Source organism: Marisediminitalea alba (assembly GCF_002993365.1).
Classification (GTDB): Bacteria; Pseudomonadota; Gammaproteobacteria; order Enterobacterales; family Alteromonadaceae; genus Alteromonas; species Alteromonas alba.
This window is the reverse complement of the sequence record NZ_PVNP01000028.1, coordinates 1-16,728: the sequence shown is the minus strand read 5'-3', so window position 1 is coordinate 16,728 and position 16,728 is coordinate 1. Positions and strand designations below refer to the sequence as shown.

The following is a 16,728-nucleotide window of genomic DNA, read 5'->3' as shown; positions in this document are numbered from 1 at the left end:
CTCTGTTATCAACTGTGAGACGCTATCAGTGCCTTTCAGCAGCTTCTCAACATAACGGGTTTGACTATCTGTTAAGTGTTCTAACTCGGCTATAAGCTTTGTAAATTGTGCTGGGAGCATGATCAATCCTTAACAACTGTATTCATATACAGTATAGCAACAATTTAGCAGAACATAGCCTTTGCTAAATGTCTCAAAGACAAACAGCAGTGGTCTGTTGTTTAATCTGACGCTACAGTAATACACAAGTGTAAACATAGAAACAGGGCCATAAGGAAATTAACAATGCTTGCCGCTGCCGCGAAACCTTTTGTGAATTTGGTAGAAAAATACCTTCCTGATCCCTTTGTTTTTGTTTTAGCGTTAACTATTGTGGTTATGGGTGCTGCAGTATTTATGCTACAACAACCAGTGACCCAGGTACTGGAATATTGGGGAGGAGGCTTTTGGAGTCTGCTCACATTCTCTATGCAAATGTTGTTGGTTCTGGTGTCAGGTCATATGCTGGCCAGTACTGTAATAATGAAGAACGCACTGAATACTATTGCTCGTTTAGCGGCTTCGCCCGGTAAAGCTATTGTCCTTGTTACGCTGGTATCTATGTTAGCAAGTTGGCTTAACTGGGGCTTCGGATTGGTTGTAGGAGCATTATTTGCTAAAGCTATAGCGCTGCGAATTGAAGTGGACTATCGCTTACTCGTCGCCAGTGCTTACTCAGGTTTTGTTGTGTGGCACGGTGGACTGGCTGGGTCTGTTCCCCTGACTATTGCTACTCCTGGTCATTTTGCGGAAGATTTGATTGGTGTTGTCAACACCAGCGATACCTTGTTCTCGCCGTTGAATATGACGCTTCTGGCGATCCTTTTTGTGATTATGCCAGTCGTAAACAGGGCAATGATGCCGCCGGAAGCTGAACGGGTCTATGTTGAAGCGAAGCATTTGAAAGAGCCTGAACCACCAACTCCATCCGGGCATATTAGCCCGGCAGAAAAACTTGAACGTAACTCTATTCTTGCCCTATTGGCCGGACTGGCCGGTGTTGCTTATCTTTGTCTGCATTTCACCAAAGGCGGCACGCTAAACCTTAATATCATTAATTTTGTATTTCTGTTCCTTGCTATTATTTTACACGGTACGCCTGAGCGTTTGTTGCATAGCATGCAGCAGGCGATTCAGGGAGCCAGTGGGATTGTGCTACAGTTTCCTTTCTACGCAGGGATTATGGCGATAATGGTTCAGTCGGGTCTTGCGAGGGAACTTTCTCAATGGCTAATTAGTGCCGCCACAGCTGATACGCTGGCGCTTTACAGTTTTCTAAGTGCAGGTATCGTAAATATGCTTATTCCATCTGGTGGCGGTCAATGGGCTGTGCAAGCCCCCGTTGTTTTGCCCGCAGCACTCGAACTTGGTGCAGATGTTAGTAAGGTATCCATGGCGGTGGCATGGGGTGATGCGTGGACAAACCTTATTCAGCCCTTCTGGGCGCTTCCGGTACTGGCAATTGCGGGCTTAAAAGCCAGAGATATAATGGGTTTTTGTCTTGTTCAGCTTCTCATTACAGGTATCATCATTAGCGCAGTGTTAATGGTATTGTAATCAGTTTTTTGTTACTGTCAGGTTGAAATTTATACAGGGTTGCCATGCAAGTAGATATGTCACTTGCAGCCTCCTGTATCTTAAAGCAAGATATAACCACTTCTTACTTTGAGTTTTTTAGCAATGCAGCAACCCATTTTCATTGTTGGTACGCAGCGTTCCGGTACCACGCTTTTAACCAGAATGTTGTCCGCACATCCAGGTTTATTTATTCAAAATGAAATGGGTACCTACGGTGTTTTTGATAAACCTTACACGACTGAAGTTTTGCACGGCAGAATAACCGGACGTTTGCAGGATCGGTACTCTATTGATGTTAACTCGTTGGAGTCGGAAGGAGTTTTGTGGGGCTGGAAAGATCCGATGTTAACGCCACACCTGGATGAATTGGCTGAGCATTATCCGGGCAGCAAATTTATCGTGATAATTCGTGACCCACGAGCTGTGGTTGCCTCTTATATTGATAATGCCTGGGGATTGGGTACTACACCTTATACCGGCGCTTTACGCTGGCATGACGAAGTGACCACACAGCTGGATTTTTGCCGGACTCACCAGCATCGCTGCTTATGGTTTACCTACGAAAATCTGATAGAAAACAATCAACAGGCATTAACCAGAATCTGCGAATTCCTGGGCGTAGACTTCGATCACGGCATGCTTGAGTATTATAAAAAGCCGTTGGAGTTTGGTCAGAACCGTTCCAATATGAATACCCAAAAACCTATTGAAAAGTCGAGCTTATCTAAATGGAAAGCGGCATTTTCACCCCGCCAGATAGGCATCATTAATAACGTGTGCCAGGACGTAATGACCGAGCTCGATTACACTGATATGGCGGACCTTAATACCCGTATCGGTGGTCTGGAAAAAAGCTACTACGAATTACACCAAAAAGTCATGGGCGAGTTGCAACTGCAGTATCAGTTACGCAAGGCGCGCCGCAACAGGAAAAAGTAGCTACAAAGCTGCCGCTATCAAAGATATTAATAGGTGATTTGGCCGTCTACTCCCGTCAGTAGCAAATAATATTGTGAAAAACGGTGTAATCAGAGCGGGCTTTGTAGGTATGCGGCTGGTCAGCGTAGAAACGCAGGCTTTGTCCGGCCTGTAGCTCATGCCAGGCATTATCAAAATACACCGACAGTTCGCCATTTAACACATGCACATGTTCAATTACGCCGGTCGCGTGAGGATCGGATTGTTGTTCATGAAAATTAAGCAGGCTGACTTCCATCACTTCCATTCGCGTGTCATCACGATACGGAAAAATGGCTTTAACCTTCATGTTCGGATCTTCCGGAAAGTTTTCGTCGCTGGTTCTCTCGTCTGAGCTGGTCGCAAAGAAGGCCGAGAAGGACGCATTTAAACCACTGGCGATTTTCCACAAAGTCGAAATTGTCGGGCTGGATTCCTGCCGTTCAATCTGTCCCAGCATAGCCTTGGAAACCCCGGTTAAGCGGGCTACCGAGTCCAGACTCAGGCCCTGGGCTTTACGTAATGCTTTTAGGTGTTGTGCGATATGTTGTTTGAATTCTTGTTCTGCCATAACGAAATAATTATTTGTGCGCTATAACGCACAGTGGTATGGTGAATTATCGCCGTGCAGTATAACGCACAACTGGCGTCAGGTCTGATAAATGTTACAAAGAGCAGTAAGGCCAGCACGGGCGGCGCAGTGAGCATCAGTCATTTTTTGGGAAACAGGTTTATGAAGTCATTGATCAGTAACTTTGAGCGTTACCCGCTTACTTTTGGGGTCACGCCTATCGAGTATTTGCCACGTCTGAGTGAGGCGCTTGGCGGTAAGGTTGATATCTATGCCAAGCGTGAGGATTGTAACTCGGGCTTGGCGCTGGGCGGCAACAAGCTCAGAAAGCTTGAGTACATTGTTCCGGACGCACTGGCCAGTGGCGCCGATACGCTGGTGTCAATTGGCGGGGTGCAGTCTAATCATACCCGCATGGTTGCCGCGACGGCAGCGAAGATTGGCATGAAGTGTGTGGTGGTTCAGGAAAAATGGGTGCCACACTATGACGCGGTTTACGACCGGGTCGGTAATATCCAGTTGACCCGCTTAATGGGCGCCGATAGCCGCCTGGTGAATGACGGCTTTGATATTGGTATAAGAGACAGCTGGCAGAAAGCCATTCAGTCGGTCGAAGACGCTGGCGGTAAGCCTTATGCGATCCCGGCTGGCGCCTCGGTACATAAATACGGCGCGCTGGGTTACATTGGTTTTGCCGAAGAAGTTATCGCTCAGGAAAAAGAACTGGGCTTTAAGTTTGACTATATTGTAGTCTGCGTTGTAACCGGTTCTACCCAGGGCGGCATGATTGTGGGTTTCGCCAACCATGACCGTGCCGATACTGTAATTGGTATTGATGCGTCGGGTACCGTTGAGCAAACCCGTGAGCAGGTGACCAGTATTGTGAATAAAACGGCAGAGTTGGTAGGTTTAGGCCGAGAGGTACGAGAGGATGAAATCGTCATCAACCCGGATTACGCTTATCCTGCTTACGGTGTGCCTTCTGAGGAAACTAACGAAGCTATTCGACTGGCGGCGAAGACTGAAGCGATGATCACCGATCCGGTGTATGAAGGAAAGTCTATGCAGGGTCTTATCGACCTGACGAAAAAAGGCTTCTTCCCGGAAGGCTCCAAAGTGCTTTACGCCCACCTTGGCGGTGCGCCGGCACTGAACGGCTACAGCTATCACTATAAAGATGGTTGACAAGAAAGACCATTAGATTGATTAGAGGCGGCACTTACAGTTTTCGCCTCTAATAAAAAGCAGGCACTATCCGATACATCTGGCAACGGAACTTCTGGCGACAATGGTGGGCAGGTATTTATAGGTAACGTCCGTATCCGGTTGTTTACCCTGCGCGTAGTCCAGCGCCAGACTGGCCGCCTGGGATGCCATTAATTCAATAGGATAGTTCATGGTGGTTAACTTTGGGCGACAGAATTGTGCCTGTAGCACATCGTCGAAACCCATCACAGAAACGTCTTTCGGCACTTCAAGGTTGTGGTCATATAATGTATTGATGGCACCGGCAGCCATGGCGTCGTTGTAGGCCAGAATTGCCGTAAAGCGGGCGCCGGACGCAAGCAACTGGCGCATTGCGATTTCACCGCCTTCCTGGTTGGGGGCGGCATGGACTATCTGCGAATCGTTTAACTCAATTCCCCATTCTGAGAGGGATTCTGTGATCCCCTGCTCTCGCCCTTCGCGGTCTTCAATGGCGAAATCACTGCTGATAACTGCAATTTTACGGTGACCAAATTTGAGTACATACTCGGCCATTATTCGCCCGCCGGCGACATTGTCCAGCCATACACAGCGATGTTTGATAGCGTCAATATAACGGTTGATCAGCACAAAACCGGGGGCCTGTTTGGATAGCTCAATCAGGGTGTCGTCATCAAGAAATTTGGCGTGCACCACCATGGCTTTTACCCGGTGATTCAGCAATGTCTCGATTGCCTTTAGCTCGGTATCTGCCTGCACGGAGCCAGAGCTCATTAACAGTTGCGTGTTGGCTTTACGTGCCGCTTTTTCAATGGCATCGGCATAGGTGGCAAAAAATGGATCCATGAGTTCTGCCAGCACCAGCCCCAGGGAGGTGCTTTTTTGGGTGACCAGTGCCCGTGCGTTAATGTTGGGCCGATAGCCCATTTTGTCCATCACCGCTTTTACATGCTCACGGGTTTTCGGGCCCACCTTCGGACCATTATTGATTACCCGTGAAACGGTGGCAGGGGAAACGTTTGCTGCTTCGGCAATATCCTTGATGGTTATCATTTATCTTCCGTTACTAAAGGGGTGTACGGCATTTTTTCTTGTTAGCGTCATGATGAGGGTAATTTTAAAATGCTGCAAGGGAAACACGTTTCCCTGTTATCCCTAACGCCTGTCAGTCCGTTACCATAGTACTCTTGAGGGCTGACGTTTTGGATTAGTTTTTGTATTGTATCCAGGTCTTGATTTTACTTTACTTTCGCTCGAAACAGGCATAAATTCGCCGCCAATTCTAGCCCTGAAGTTTCTACTACCTCATTCTTAGGTAGCGCAGTTTTTCTTATGGATTCTAATATGCTCGATGTTGCATCTGGCAATAAGTCCGGCAGCCCGCTTGTGCCTGTTTTAGGATTGTCTTTCTTTGCGGTGGCTTCCGGCTTTTTAATGAGCCTAATCCCCTTGTCGCTCAAAGCCAATGGTTTGCCAGCGGATTTAGCACCATGGCTGGCTTCCATCTTTTATCTGGGCCTGTTGATTGGTGCTTTTACCATTCAGAGAATAGTGGCGGTAACTGGTCACCGGATTGCCTTTGTTATATTTCTTCTGTTACTCACACTTACCGTTGCTGTGCAGGTGGTCTGGGCTGGAGAAGTTACCTGGCTGGCAGCGCGGCTGGTTGCAGGGATCGCTGTAGCCGGCGTATTTGTGGTGGTGGAATCCTGGTTACTGATGACCGATACCGCCAAAGCCAGAGCTAAACGTTTGGGGCTGTATATGACTTCATTGTATGGTGGCACCGCGGTAGGTCAACTGGCTATCAAGCCGTTAGGTATCGACGGCGCTTTGCCTTATTTAGTGGTAATTGGCTTGCTGCTTGTGGCAGCGATGGTGCCCTTGCTGGTTAGATCCGGCCAGCCCAATCAGCACCAGTGCGAACCGCTGCGCCTAAAAGAGTTAAAAGTACTTAGTCGGCCTGCGATAATGGGCTGCCTGGTATCAGGATTAGTGCTTGGCCCCGTATACGGCCTTATGCCGTTGTACATCGCGCAAACGGATTATGCGCCCAAGACCGGGTTGCTGATGGCGGTGATTATTCTTGGCGGTATGCTGGTGCAACCCTTGGTAAGCTATTTATCGCCCCGTTGCAGCAAACGTTTACTGATGGCCGGCTTTTGCGCTATGGGTGGATTAAGCGTAATGGGCATTGCCTGGGCCGCTGAGCTCTCTGTCATTATGGGCTGCTATTTGTTGCTGGGTGCGTGCAGCTTTGCTCTTTACCCGGTGGCAATTGCACTGGCTTGTGATGGTTTGCCGGTTACTAAAATTGTCGCTGCTACCGAATTTATGCTGCTGAGTTATAGTATTGGCTCGGTAGCGGGCCCGTTATTGGCAGCGAATACCGGCATTACCAGTCAGGGCCTGCCGGTGTATCTGGCAGTGTGTTTAATCGCTACCAGTTTGTATATGTTGCTCAGCAGCAACCGTCGGGTACCCGCTAACGATCCCCCGGTTGCCAATTTGTGAATACGGGATCAGGAAATGATAATGCGTTTCCAGGCCAGTAAAGAGCCATCGGTATTCTGCGCAAGATTGAAAAGCTCATCGTCATCCCCGTCGAAAACCGTATCGCGGCTATTGTGAGTGTCGGGTTCGCCACGATTTAGGTAGTCGGGATGCGTTGAACAAATGGCATCAACGAAATCGTCATCAAAACCAAACTGAGAGATAAGCTGATCGCTATTGTTGTTTTTGACTCTGAAATGAATATGAATAGACCGGCTGCTGTACCAGCCCGGGAAACAGCTGTAAAAATTCACTCTGCCGCTGGCGTCGGTGACGGCAATACCGCGAAACCATTTTGCAGCCAGAGCGGCGCTGTCGTTACCGGTACAGAAAGACGAATTAAAGCCATTGCCGTCGACACTGTCGCTGCTATCACCTGAATAGATCCCGTCAACATCGCAGTGCCATACCTCGATTTCATAACCTGACAGCGGATTGCAGTTGCTATCAACCAGTTGCAGGCACAGCATCATTGGCAGTCCGGTTTGTTGCTCCGAAATATCATCGCGATAATCACTGTCAAAATAGCAGGGGCCTTCGGTCAGTGACTCTGTGAGCTCAACCGCGCAACTGCTCCCGGCATCGAACAAGCTGTCATCAGGAAATGATTCCGTTATCGAAACCGTTCCGCCGGATGCCCAGTCTGTGGTGGTTTCAACGCTGCCACCACTGCTGGAAGAGCCACCGGTATTGCTGCCCGAGGAGGATGCGGTTGTCGCTAAGTCGGCAGAAGGAGAGGTGCTGCTACTGTTGCAGCCCATAAAGAAAAACGTGGGCGCCAGAATGGTGATACCCGCCGCTGATTTCACCAGCATTCGGCGGCGCTGAAGATTTGTTGTCATAGCAAAAGTCCATAGAGTTAACGTACTCAATGGACCTGAAAATCTTGTTGTTATTGCAGGCTTTGCATAACTTTGCATTGCTTAGCGTTAACCTACATTCGCGGCAATCTCCATGAATATAGGAGCCTAGAATTCGTCGATGTTGTCCTGTAATTGTTTATCATCGGTGCTTGCCGCGAGCTTAAGGTGCTGTTTTACCGCATCAGTTGCGCTGGTAAGACGGTAGAGCTGGGCCAGCCGAAAGTGTGCCCATTGCTCAGATGGCAGGCCTGTGTCAGCCGGTACGGCCTCGACATACGCCAGCAATGCTTCGATACCTTGCTGGACGGACTGCTTACTAAATACCGCGTTGCGGCCTATCTGGTACAGGGCACTTAGCTTAAAGTGTGCTTCTTCGTCGTCAATAGGGGCGTTGGTAGCTTGGGTGAATTGCGCCAGCGCTTGCTCGTATTGCTCCTGTTGCTGTAGTGCCAGACCATGCTGGTAATAGAACTCGGCATGGCCGGGGTAGCGTTGTTGGGCGCTGGTCATGGTCTCCGTGTAGGCCTTATCGTCGTCGGTCTGACGGTAGTAATTTAATTTGGCGCGCATGCCTGCCTGTTCATCGAGTGCCGCAATATCGTTTACCTGTTGCCAGGCCAGCTCCGTGTCGCCTCCGGCAATGCCCGGCGCGCCCAGATAAAACATCATCAGGCCAAACTTATAATCGGTGTTCTGTGGTTCGAGTAGGGCCGCCTGTTTAAAGCAATCGAGGGATTTACCGGCATAGCTGAGGGCGGAGAAAATTGACTGGCTGGCCTGAATACCCATCACCTGGCCACACAAAAACTGCACATCGGCGCGTTTGGGGGCTAGTTCGAGCGCTTCTTCAATTTTATCTTCAGCATCGTCGATGTCAGAGCCCAGCAAGGTTTGCGCCTGCTCCAGTAAGGTATCAATCTTATCTGCTGGTGTATCGGCGAGGGTTAAATTAGTCGTCAATATGCCGCCGGCTAGCAGCAAAAGGGTGAGTTTACGTGGCATCAGTTATATTCCCTGTCGTGTTAATCGGACTCAGGGTACTGTTTAGCCTGGGTTGGTAAACAGTGCCAAAAGTCACTTTCCGTTTAAAAATGCCTAGCTTCAGACCTGACTGCTGAAATTGAGTTCAGAATCGGCCTAGAAAAACTCTATATCGTTATCAACAAACTGTTTTGCTGAGCGCTCGAGAATATTGGTCTGGTTCCGGCCATTTGATTTTGAAAGGTACAGCGCTTCGTCTGCAACTTCGATCATCAGCGGCACGGCTTGTTCTGTATTGATTGGCGTACAACCAATACTCACGGTAACGTTACCTGAGGGAAACTCATAATTCTCAACTGCCAGGCGGAATCGTTCCAGCACCGCCAGCGCCCCGTTTTCATCGGTTTGGTTAATGATCACCAGAAACTCTTCACCACCATAGCGGAACAAAAAGTCGGAATGGCGGAAGGTGGTGCGCATAATGTTCGCGAAGTGGATTAATACCTCGTCGCCGTACAGGTGACCAAATTTATCGTTTATGGTTTTGAAATGGTCAATATCGAGCAGTGCGATATAGGAATTGAGTTCGTTGTTGGCATTATTGCGATAAAAGTCGAGCACCTGTTCAAACGTGCTGCTGAGGGTCTGGCGGTTGTTCAGACGGGTAAGAATATCCCGTTCCTTGGTATCGAACAGACGAATCTGATGATCGTAAATCTTCGCCAGACCGCGCACCACCTCCAGGTTGTATTCGTCCACAACCCCTTTTATCAACACCAGCTTTTCAGGCGGTTCGCCGCGATTGACGTAAATATAAATGTACTCCTGCCGGTCACAGGTCAGGAAAGACACACCGGTTTCACCATGCAGGCTGATGTCACGCACGATATCGGTGAACTCGTCTTTGAAGTCTTCTGCCAGCGACAGGGGGAATTTGCGAATGAGTGGCTCTGGCGTCCGTTCGTCACGGTAGTTCCGGCCCAGAATTTCGTAGGAAGAGACCTTTTCGATGGTGTCGATTTCAAGCAATGTATTCATTAGCACGACATTCAGATCGTGAAATGTTTTGGCTTCCAGTAATCTGGAAGACAGTTCAAAAGCTCTGGTGAGGTCTGGAAAGGTCATCTGATTTTTATTATCGCTTTAGTCTGCGAAGCAACATCTTTAGTGTTTAATGTCGGCTGCGCTATTGTTAGGGTGATACAAACTGAATTAACGGGGCTGTTTATTCTGTTGACCTGAATATTATCTGCTAGCTTACCGCAATAGCGACTCCGGCATCCAGACTGAAATAGTATAAGTTGGCGAAAAAGTGTGTCAAATTAACCTTTAGAGAGCTTTTTGTTAAAAACTTATAGTAAACAGTGATTTACTTTTTTCTATGTGAGTATTTTAGTTGGTTAATGAGTGGCTGGCGCTGCTCTCTTTGTGTGGTGTCGCAGAATAAGTTTCTTAGAAAGTTGAATCCCCCGGTGTCAGTGATTATTCTTCCCGCATATCCGTTTATTTTGAGGTTAGCCAATGTGTGAATTGCTCGGCATGAGTGCCAATACGCCCACTGATTTGTGTTTTAGCTTTACCGGGCTAACGCGCCGTGGTGGAGGAACCGGGCCGCACAAGGATGGTTGGGGAGTCGCTTTCTATGAAGGTAAAGGCGTTCGGTTATTTCACGATCCTGAGCCGTGTGCCACCTCACCCATCGCTGAGTTTGTTGGCAAACTGCCGATTAAGAGTAAAACCGCTATCTGTCATATTCGTCAGGCCAATGTAGGCAATATTAACCTGGCCAATACCCATCCTTTTGTTCGTGAACTATGGGGGCGCAACTGGGTATTTGCGCACAATGGCCAGATCCCGGGCTTTTTCCGGCGGGTAGGTATGTACGAAGCCATTGGTGATACCGATAGTGAAGAGCTGTTCTGCGACATCATGAACCAGGTGCGTCATAGTCTGCCCCGGGATGCCATGCCTGAACAACTCACCCAGGTTTTGGTTGGGCTGGCCCAGGAGTATGCGCGCCAGGGAGTGTTCAACTGCTTGCTGAGCAACGGCGACTGGTTGTTTACCTTTTGCAGTACCAAGCTGGCCAGTATTACCCGGCGTGCGCCGTTTGGTCCTGCCTGTCTGAAAGACGTGGAAGTAGAGATTGATTTTGCGGCAGAAACCACGCCAAAAGATGTGGTCAGTGTGATTGCCACCGAACCACTTACCAGTGACGAGCAATGGGATGTTTACGAACGTGGCGAATGGCGTTTGTGGCAGCTTGGTGAGGTAGTTGCCAGTGGCAAAGTTGAGGTGCCGGTGCATTCCACAGAGGCGGCGCTGACCAGCCCCAAAAATATGCCCAGCGATTGTGAACCCCGGCCCGGACAAAGATGAAGCAAGAGTGTTATAAATCGTTACAAATTTAGAGCTTACCTGGTCAGCTTAATAGGGTAGTGTGAAAATCACACAATTATAAGCAGACGGAAGGGCCATGCTCTCAATCACTCAACTTACCAAAACCTACTCTAACGGCGTACGTGCGCTGGACGGTATCAATCTTAATATTCCCAAGGGTATGTTTGGCCTGTTAGGGCCAAACGGCGCAGGTAAATCTTCTCTAATGCGCACCATCGCCACCCTGCAGGCGCCTGACCAGGGCAGCATCGTCTTCGACGGTACCGATGTCATTGCCCAACCTAATGAACTGCGGCAGCGATTAGGCTATCTGCCACAGGATTTTGGCGTATACCCGCGGATCAGCGCCGAGCGTCTGCTTGATCATCTGGCCGTTCTCAAGGGCTTAAACAATAAAGCCGAGCGCAAAGAAGCAGTTGAAGGTTTGTTGGTACACACTAATCTCTGGCAGCACAGAGATAAAGCCGTGAGTGGTTATTCGGGGGGGATGCGTCAGCGATTTGGTATTGCCCAGGCATTACTGGGTGACCCGGATTTGATTATTGTGGATGAGCCCACCGCTGGTTTGGATCCGGAGGAGCGCAACCGCTTTCATAACCTGTTGGTGAGTCTGGGGGAAGAAAAGGTGATTATCCTTTCTACCCATATTGTTGATGATGTGTCTGAGCTGTGCCCTAACATGGCGGTACTGGGCCAGGGGCAAATCCTTCTTGAGGGAAACCCCATTGAATTAACTTATCAGCTTAAAGGCCGGATCTGGTGTAAGCAGGTAAGCCAGGAAGAGCTTAAGGAAATTGAACAACAGTACAGCCTGATCTCCTCACGGCTGATTGCCGGTAAACATGTGGTGCATATTATGGCCGATGACGCGCCCGAAGGCTTCGAGGCTGCACCGGCTAATCTTGAGGATGTGTACTTCTCCACCCTATATGAATCACGTAAAAAATCAGCCCAGGCAGCATAAGGAGCGTTACTATGTTTTGGAAAAGCCTGGCTTTTGAATGGCGCTATTTTTTGCGCCAGCCGTCATTTACGGTAACCGCTCTGGTGTTCTTTTTACTGCCTTTTATGGCCACCACTACCGACAGCGTACGCATTGGTGGCGGCGGTAACGTATTGTACAACGGCAGTTATGCAATCGCTCAAACCGTATTAGTGATGGGCGTTTTCGCACTCTTCTTACTGGTAAATTTTATTGCGGGGACGGCAACCCGTAACCACGCTACCAAAATGAGTGAGCTGGTTTATACCCGCCCGGTAAATCCAGCCAAATACCAGTTAGGCCGGTTCCTGGGCTCAACGCTGGTGACTCTGACGGTATTTGCGGCAGTGCCCCTTGGTGTTCTGATTGGTTCATTAATGCCATGGGTCGATCCTGAGCGGATCGGTGCCACTCATCTGAGTTTCTATTTAGCGCCGTTTTTCTACATTATTGTGCCGGGCTTTTTATCCCTCGGGATGATTTTCTTTGCTCTGGCGCAGCGCGTACGCTCGATGATGGCAGCCTACCTTACGGCATTGGGTATCTTTATTGTGTACGTGGTGGGTGGTGTCATCACCAGCGAGCCCGAGTATCGGGAGATTGCGGCGTTGCTCGATCCCTTTGCACTGCGTACCTTTGGGGAAATCAGCCGTTACTGGACCGTGTTTGATAAAAACGTAACCGCCATCACCCTGGATGGCGTATTACTGCAGAATCGCCTTATCTGGCTGGGCATTGGTGCGGTTATTCTGCTTGCCTTTGGTGGCATCTTTTCTTTCAAATGGCAACAGGGCAGTAAAAAAGTTAAACCTTCCAAGGCATCCAGAGTGCCAGCGCCAGAAGGTAACCGCATTAGCTTTAAAGCCAGTGGCGGTTATCAATGGAGCAAATTTGTCACCAACCTTGGGTTCGAAATGCGCCAGGTGCTGTTGAGCCCGGCGATGATTGTGTTGGTGCTGTTCAGTATCTTTAACCTGACTTCGCTTTACGCGGTGGCCTATGGTGGTCTGTATGGCACGGATAACTGGCCACTCACGCAGAACATGACCCAGGCCATTGTGGATAATTTTGGTCTCACCATGATGATTGTAGTGATTTATTACAGTGGTGAGATTGTCTGGCGCGAGCGTGGCAGCGGCATGGGCGACATAATCGAGTCTACCCCGGTATTTAATGCGGTATTCTGGGTCTCCAAGTTGTTTTCTATGTGGGCTGTGCTGGCTGTTCTGTATGTTATCGGCATGCTGTTTACCATTTTCTTCCAGCTAACCAAAGGCTATACCAACCTGGAGTTGGGGTTGTATATCACCGAGCTGTTTTATGTTGAGCTGTTACCCTGGATGTGGGTTACCGTGCTGGCATTCTTTATTCAGGTACTGAGCCCGAATAAGTACATGGGTATGTTGATCACTTCCGCTTACCTTATTTCAACCCTGGTGATGAGTCAGTTAGGTGTAGAACACAATATGTGGACGTTCGGTAACGCACCGCAGGTATTGTATTCCGATCTCAATGGTTACGGCTGGTTCTTAACCGGATTTAACTGGTACATGTTGTACTGGGGCGCGCTGAGTCTGGCATTGTCTGTGATTGGCTATGGGCTTTGGCAGCGCGGTCCGGAAAGCAAGCTTAAAGACCGTTTCAAGCTGCTCGGTTATCAGATGGGCAACACCGGTAAAGGTCTGCTGGCCGCCAGCCTGATAGTGTTTATTGCCACAGGTGGGTATATTCACTACAACACCAAAGTGCTGAATGAGTTTACTGGCCGCGATGAAGGGCTTGATCGTCAGGCGGAATATGAGCGTCAGTTCGTGCAATACGAAGACGCTAACATTCCGATTGTTACCAAAGCCAATGCTTTGGTGGATATTTATCCTGAAGAGCGACGCATAGAAGCCACCGCCGAGGTAGTCGTTGAGAACAAACGGGATACACCGATTACCCGGGCGCTGGTGTCTGTTCCACGTCATACACCGGAGTGGCATATTGACATCCCAGGTGCCAAAGTGGTGGAAATCATCGACGAGTTTAACTCTGCCTGGCTGGAATTTGACGAGCCCATGATGCCCGGCGATGAGCTGGCTGGGAGTGTTTCGGTAGTGCGCGACCATTCGGGCTTTAAAGATCGCGGATTTGACCTGATGGTGGCAGAAAACGGCACTTTCATTAATAACTATGAGCTGTTCCCGATATTCGGCTTCCGTGGCGACCTGTTGATTAGCGATCGGCATGAGCGCCGTAAGCGGGATCTCCCTGAGCGTCCGCGCGCAAATAAACTGGAAGATGCCAGCAAGTACGCGCAAAGCTTCTTTGGCCCGGGCGTCGGGTTCATAGAGTTTGAAACCACGATTTCAACGTCTGCCGATCAAATTGCCATTGCGCCGGGATACCTGCAAAAAGAATGGACCGAGAACGACCGCCGTTACTTCCATTACAAAATGGATGCGCCGATGGTGGCTTTTTATTCCTTCCTGTCTGCCCGCCACGAGGTCAAGCGTGACGAGCATAACGGCGTGAATATTGAAGTGTATTACGATCCAAAACATGCCTGGAACGTGGATATCATGATCCAGAGTGTGAAGGACTCACTGGATTACTTTGAAGCCGAGTTTGGCCCTTATCAGCATAAACAGATGCGCATTATTGAATTTCCGGGTTATCGCTCATTTGCGCAGAGTTTTGCCAATACGGTGCCTTATTCTGAGGTGATTGGCTTTACTGCCGATTTGCGTAACAGTGAAGACATTGATTATGTTTATTATGTTACCGCCCACGAAGTGGCTCACCAGTGGTGGGGGCATCAGCTTGGCGCTGCCGATGTGCAGGGCAGTGCAATCCTGTCGGAAAGTCTGTCTCAGTATAGTGCCATTATGGTGCTGCAGAAGCGCTATGGCGAAAACATGATCCGTAAGTTCCTGACCTATGAACTGGACCGCTACTTACGTGGCCGCAGTAGCGAGCTGCTAGAGGAAATGCCGTTTATGCGCAGTGAAAACCAGCAGTACATTCACTACCGTAAAGGCTCTGTGGTAATGATGTCGATTCTCGACCGGTTAGGCGAAGAACGACTCAATGCGGCGCTTGAACAGTTAATGTCAGACTTCCGCTTTAAGTCAGATCCCTACCCGACTACGTTGGATTTACAGGCTGCGCTGAACGCGCAGGCCACACCGGAAGAGCAGGCGTTTATTGCCGATATCTTCGAGCAAATCACTTTGTATGACTTGAAAGTGGACGAAGTAGAAACGGTGCCGTTAGAAGAGGGCTATGAGGTGACCATTACCGTTAGTGGCGCAAAATATGCTGCTGACGGCCAGGGCATGGAAACCGAACAGCCACTTGAGGAGTGGGTGGATATTGGCGTGTTTAACAGTGATCCGTCGATACTCACCGATGACAGCCAGGTGCTCTACAAAGCCAAACACAAAATTGTCAGCGGCGAAAATACCATCACCGTCACTGTGGCTGAAAAGCCGCTGTATGTGGGTGTTGACCCGTTTGTTAAACTGATCGACCGTGACAGCGGGGATAATGTGAAACGGCTTTAACTGCGAGTGCCGGCTCGGATGAGCCGGTTACCGCCGTTATTTAAGACCCGCCAGTGTCAGGCGGGTCTTTTTATATTCCGGCCAGTCAAAGTTATTTAAAAACTCCAGCGAAGCGGCCAGACCGCGTTTGAACAGGTCGAGTTTCGCTTCATTCGACAGGGTAAAATCCAGCCAGTGGTGCTCACCGGTATCGATGCTTTTCACCAGCTTTTTGTAGTCGGGATTTTTACGGATAAACTCTTCATCCGCGTCGTGGCGCATGGCGCCGATCAATGAACCGAGGTAGGGTTTAATACCATCAATTTTTCCCGCAACATATTCTTCGATACCAAGCTTGGCACCAAACGTCGGCATTTTAGGGACCGAATGGGTGGTATGGAAAAGGTTGATAGGAAAGTTAGAAATTAATCCGCCGTCAACAAACACCGCAGTGTCGGGCATAGATTTCTTTTTATAACCCAGCGCCTGCCAGGCATCGGTTACCGATTGCGTTTTGGGTACTGGCACCTTAAAAGGATAAAAGAAAACCGGTACTGACATGGATGCCCGGGCAAAGTCGGCGGGGTTGGCCTGATCCAGATCGGTATAAAACAGCTTTCCATCCCGCTCGGGAAGCACAATCTTGGTGGTACTGGAGAGTTCAGCGGTAACGACTTTTAATTCTACCTGCCAATTTTGCGGGTCAAATGGGGCCGGGTCCGGAACCTCAATGTTGTTAGGTAATGACACCGGGTCAAAGCGCAGGCCCGGTATCTGGGTATTCATTTGTTGCTTTAAGGCCTGCCATGAATCACTGTGATTTTCGGCCAGAATATCTTTAAGCCATTGGTGAAAAGTGGTGCCGGGATTAAGACCAAGATGTTTTAGCAAGGCTATGTTCTGCTAAATTGTTGCTATACTGTATATGAATACAGTTATTGAGGGTTGATCATGATCCCAGCACAATTTACAAAGCTTATAGCCGAGTTAGAACACTTAACAGATAGTCAAACCCGTTATGTTGAGAAGCTGCTGAAAGGCACTGATAGCGTCTCACAGTTGATAACAGAG

13 protein-coding genes and 2 pseudogenes are annotated in these 16,728 nt (G+C 49.1%); 8 read left to right on the top strand and 7 right to left on the bottom strand.

Annotated features, from left to right (window positions below; all coding sequences use genetic code 11):
• Nucleotides 1-120: pseudogene (locus C6Y40_RS03610) on the bottom strand (IS1595 family transposase); the annotation flags it as partial.
• Between the two features lie 165 nt (nt 121-285).
• Here C6Y40_RS03610 and C6Y40_RS03605 point away from each other — a divergent pair.
• Together C6Y40_RS03605 and C6Y40_RS03600 are read left to right on the top strand one after the other, a co-directional pair.
• The gene (locus C6Y40_RS03605) at nt 286-1,596 is read left to right on the top strand and encodes a short-chain fatty acid transporter (RefSeq protein WP_105933380.1); all 1,311 of its coding nucleotides are present in this window, start codon (nt 286-288) and stop codon (nt 1,594-1,596) included.
• 123 nt (nt 1,597-1,719) lie between these two features.
• Nucleotides 1,720-2,556, top strand: a complete 837-nt coding sequence (locus C6Y40_RS03600; protein WP_105933379.1) for a sulfotransferase family protein — start codon at nt 1,720-1,722, stop codon at nt 2,554-2,556.
• 55 nt (nt 2,557-2,611) lie between these two features.
• Here C6Y40_RS03600 and C6Y40_RS03595 read toward each other — a convergent pair whose 3' ends face one another.
• On the bottom strand, nt 2,612-3,145 hold the full coding sequence (locus tag C6Y40_RS03595; protein WP_105933378.1) for a helix-turn-helix domain-containing protein: 534 nt from the start codon (nt 3,143-3,145) through the stop codon (nt 2,612-2,614).
• Between the two features lie 162 nt (nt 3,146-3,307).
• Between C6Y40_RS03595 and C6Y40_RS03590 the strand changes: the two genes are divergently transcribed.
• Nucleotides 3,308-4,330 (top strand): 1-aminocyclopropane-1-carboxylate deaminase, encoded by a 1,023-nt coding sequence (locus tag C6Y40_RS03590; protein ID WP_105933381.1) that lies wholly within the window; start codon nt 3,308-3,310, stop codon nt 4,328-4,330.
• Between the two features lie 66 nt (nt 4,331-4,396).
• Here C6Y40_RS03590 and C6Y40_RS03585 read toward each other — a convergent pair whose 3' ends face one another.
• Nucleotides 4,397-5,404, bottom strand: coding sequence for a LacI family DNA-binding transcriptional regulator (locus C6Y40_RS03585; protein ID WP_105933377.1), 1,008 nt, complete (start codon nt 5,402-5,404; stop codon nt 4,397-4,399).
• A 291-nt stretch (nt 5,405-5,695) separates the two neighbouring features.
• Between C6Y40_RS03585 and C6Y40_RS03580 the strand changes: the two genes are divergently transcribed.
• Nucleotides 5,696-6,865 (top strand): MFS transporter, encoded by a 1,170-nt coding sequence (locus C6Y40_RS03580; RefSeq protein ID WP_105933376.1) that lies wholly within the window; start codon nt 5,696-5,698, stop codon nt 6,863-6,865.
• Between the two features lie 8 nt (nt 6,866-6,873).
• Here the strand turns inward: C6Y40_RS03580 and C6Y40_RS03575 are convergent, their stop codons facing one another.
• From C6Y40_RS03575 to C6Y40_RS03565, 3 genes are all read right to left on the bottom strand, one after another.
• Entirely contained in the window at nt 6,874-7,746 is an 873-nt protein-coding gene (locus tag C6Y40_RS03575) for a dioxygenase family protein (protein WP_105933375.1), read from the bottom strand.
• 126 nt (nt 7,747-7,872) lie between these two features.
• Nucleotides 7,873-8,769 (bottom strand): tetratricopeptide repeat protein, encoded by an 897-nt coding sequence (locus tag C6Y40_RS03570; protein WP_105933374.1) that lies wholly within the window; start codon nt 8,767-8,769, stop codon nt 7,873-7,875.
• Between the two features lie 135 nt (nt 8,770-8,904).
• On the bottom strand, nt 8,905-9,873 hold the full coding sequence (locus C6Y40_RS03565; protein ID WP_105933373.1) for a GGDEF domain-containing protein: 969 nt from the start codon (nt 9,871-9,873) through the stop codon (nt 8,905-8,907).
• Between the two features lie 396 nt (nt 9,874-10,269).
• Between C6Y40_RS03565 and C6Y40_RS03560 the strand changes: the two genes are divergently transcribed.
• The 3 genes from C6Y40_RS03560 to C6Y40_RS03550 all read left to right on the top strand — a co-directional run bounded on the left by C6Y40_RS03560 (nt 10,270) and on the right by C6Y40_RS03550 (nt 15,678).
• Nucleotides 10,270-11,127, top strand: coding sequence for a class II glutamine amidotransferase (locus C6Y40_RS03560; RefSeq protein WP_105933372.1), 858 nt, complete (start codon nt 10,270-10,272; stop codon nt 11,125-11,127).
• 97 nt (nt 11,128-11,224) lie between these two features.
• Nucleotides 11,225-12,112, top strand: coding sequence for an ABC transporter ATP-binding protein (locus C6Y40_RS03555; RefSeq protein ID WP_105933371.1), 888 nt, complete (start codon nt 11,225-11,227; stop codon nt 12,110-12,112).
• 11 nt (nt 12,113-12,123) lie between these two features.
• A complete protein-coding gene (locus C6Y40_RS03550) occupies nt 12,124-15,678 on the top strand; it encodes an ABC transporter permease/M1 family aminopeptidase (RefSeq protein WP_105933370.1) in 3,555 nt (1,184 codons plus the stop codon).
• A 36-nt stretch (nt 15,679-15,714) separates the two neighbouring features.
• Here the strand turns inward: C6Y40_RS03550 and C6Y40_RS03545 are convergent, their stop codons facing one another.
• Entirely contained in the window at nt 15,715-16,548 is an 834-nt protein-coding gene (locus C6Y40_RS03545; RefSeq protein ID WP_105933369.1) for a patatin-like phospholipase family protein, read from the bottom strand.
• Between the two features lie 60 nt (nt 16,549-16,608).
• Between C6Y40_RS03545 and C6Y40_RS03540 the strand changes: the two are divergent.
• Nucleotides 16,609-16,728 (top strand): annotated as a pseudogene (locus C6Y40_RS03540) (IS1595 family transposase); the annotation flags it as partial.

What these genes read in the sequence shown, in the direction of transcription:
- C6Y40_RS03555 (WP_105933371.1), top strand. Translation starts at nt 11,225, where the DNA reads ATGCTCTCAATCACTCAACTTACCAAAACCTACTCTAACGGCGTACGT.
- C6Y40_RS03550 (WP_105933370.1), top strand. Translation starts at nt 12,124, where the DNA reads ATGTTTTGGAAAAGCCTGGCTTTTGAATGGCGCTATTTTTTGCGCCAG.
- C6Y40_RS03590 (WP_105933381.1), top strand. Translation starts at nt 3,308, where the DNA reads ATGAAGTCATTGATCAGTAACTTTGAGCGTTACCCGCTTACTTTTGGG.
- C6Y40_RS03565 (WP_105933373.1), bottom strand. Translation starts at nt 9,873, where the DNA reads ATGACCTTTCCAGACCTCACCAGAGCTTTTGAACTGTCTTCCAGATTA.
- C6Y40_RS03560 (WP_105933372.1), top strand. Translation starts at nt 10,270, where the DNA reads ATGTGTGAATTGCTCGGCATGAGTGCCAATACGCCCACTGATTTGTGT.
- C6Y40_RS03595 (WP_105933378.1), bottom strand. Translation starts at nt 3,145, where the DNA reads ATGGCAGAACAAGAATTCAAACAACATATCGCACAACACCTAAAAGCA.
- C6Y40_RS03570 (WP_105933374.1), bottom strand. Translation starts at nt 8,769, where the DNA reads ATGCCACGTAAACTCACCCTTTTGCTGCTAGCCGGCGGCATATTGACG.
- C6Y40_RS03585 (WP_105933377.1), bottom strand. Translation starts at nt 5,404, where the DNA reads ATGATAACCATCAAGGATATTGCCGAAGCAGCAAACGTTTCCCCTGCC.
- C6Y40_RS03605 (WP_105933380.1), top strand. Translation starts at nt 286, where the DNA reads ATGCTTGCCGCTGCCGCGAAACCTTTTGTGAATTTGGTAGAAAAATAC.
- C6Y40_RS03575 (WP_105933375.1), bottom strand. Translation starts at nt 7,746, where the DNA reads ATGACAACAAATCTTCAGCGCCGCCGAATGCTGGTGAAATCAGCGGCG.
- C6Y40_RS03600 (WP_105933379.1), top strand. Translation starts at nt 1,720, where the DNA reads ATGCAGCAACCCATTTTCATTGTTGGTACGCAGCGTTCCGGTACCACG.
- C6Y40_RS03580 (WP_105933376.1), top strand. Translation starts at nt 5,696, where the DNA reads ATGCTCGATGTTGCATCTGGCAATAAGTCCGGCAGCCCGCTTGTGCCT.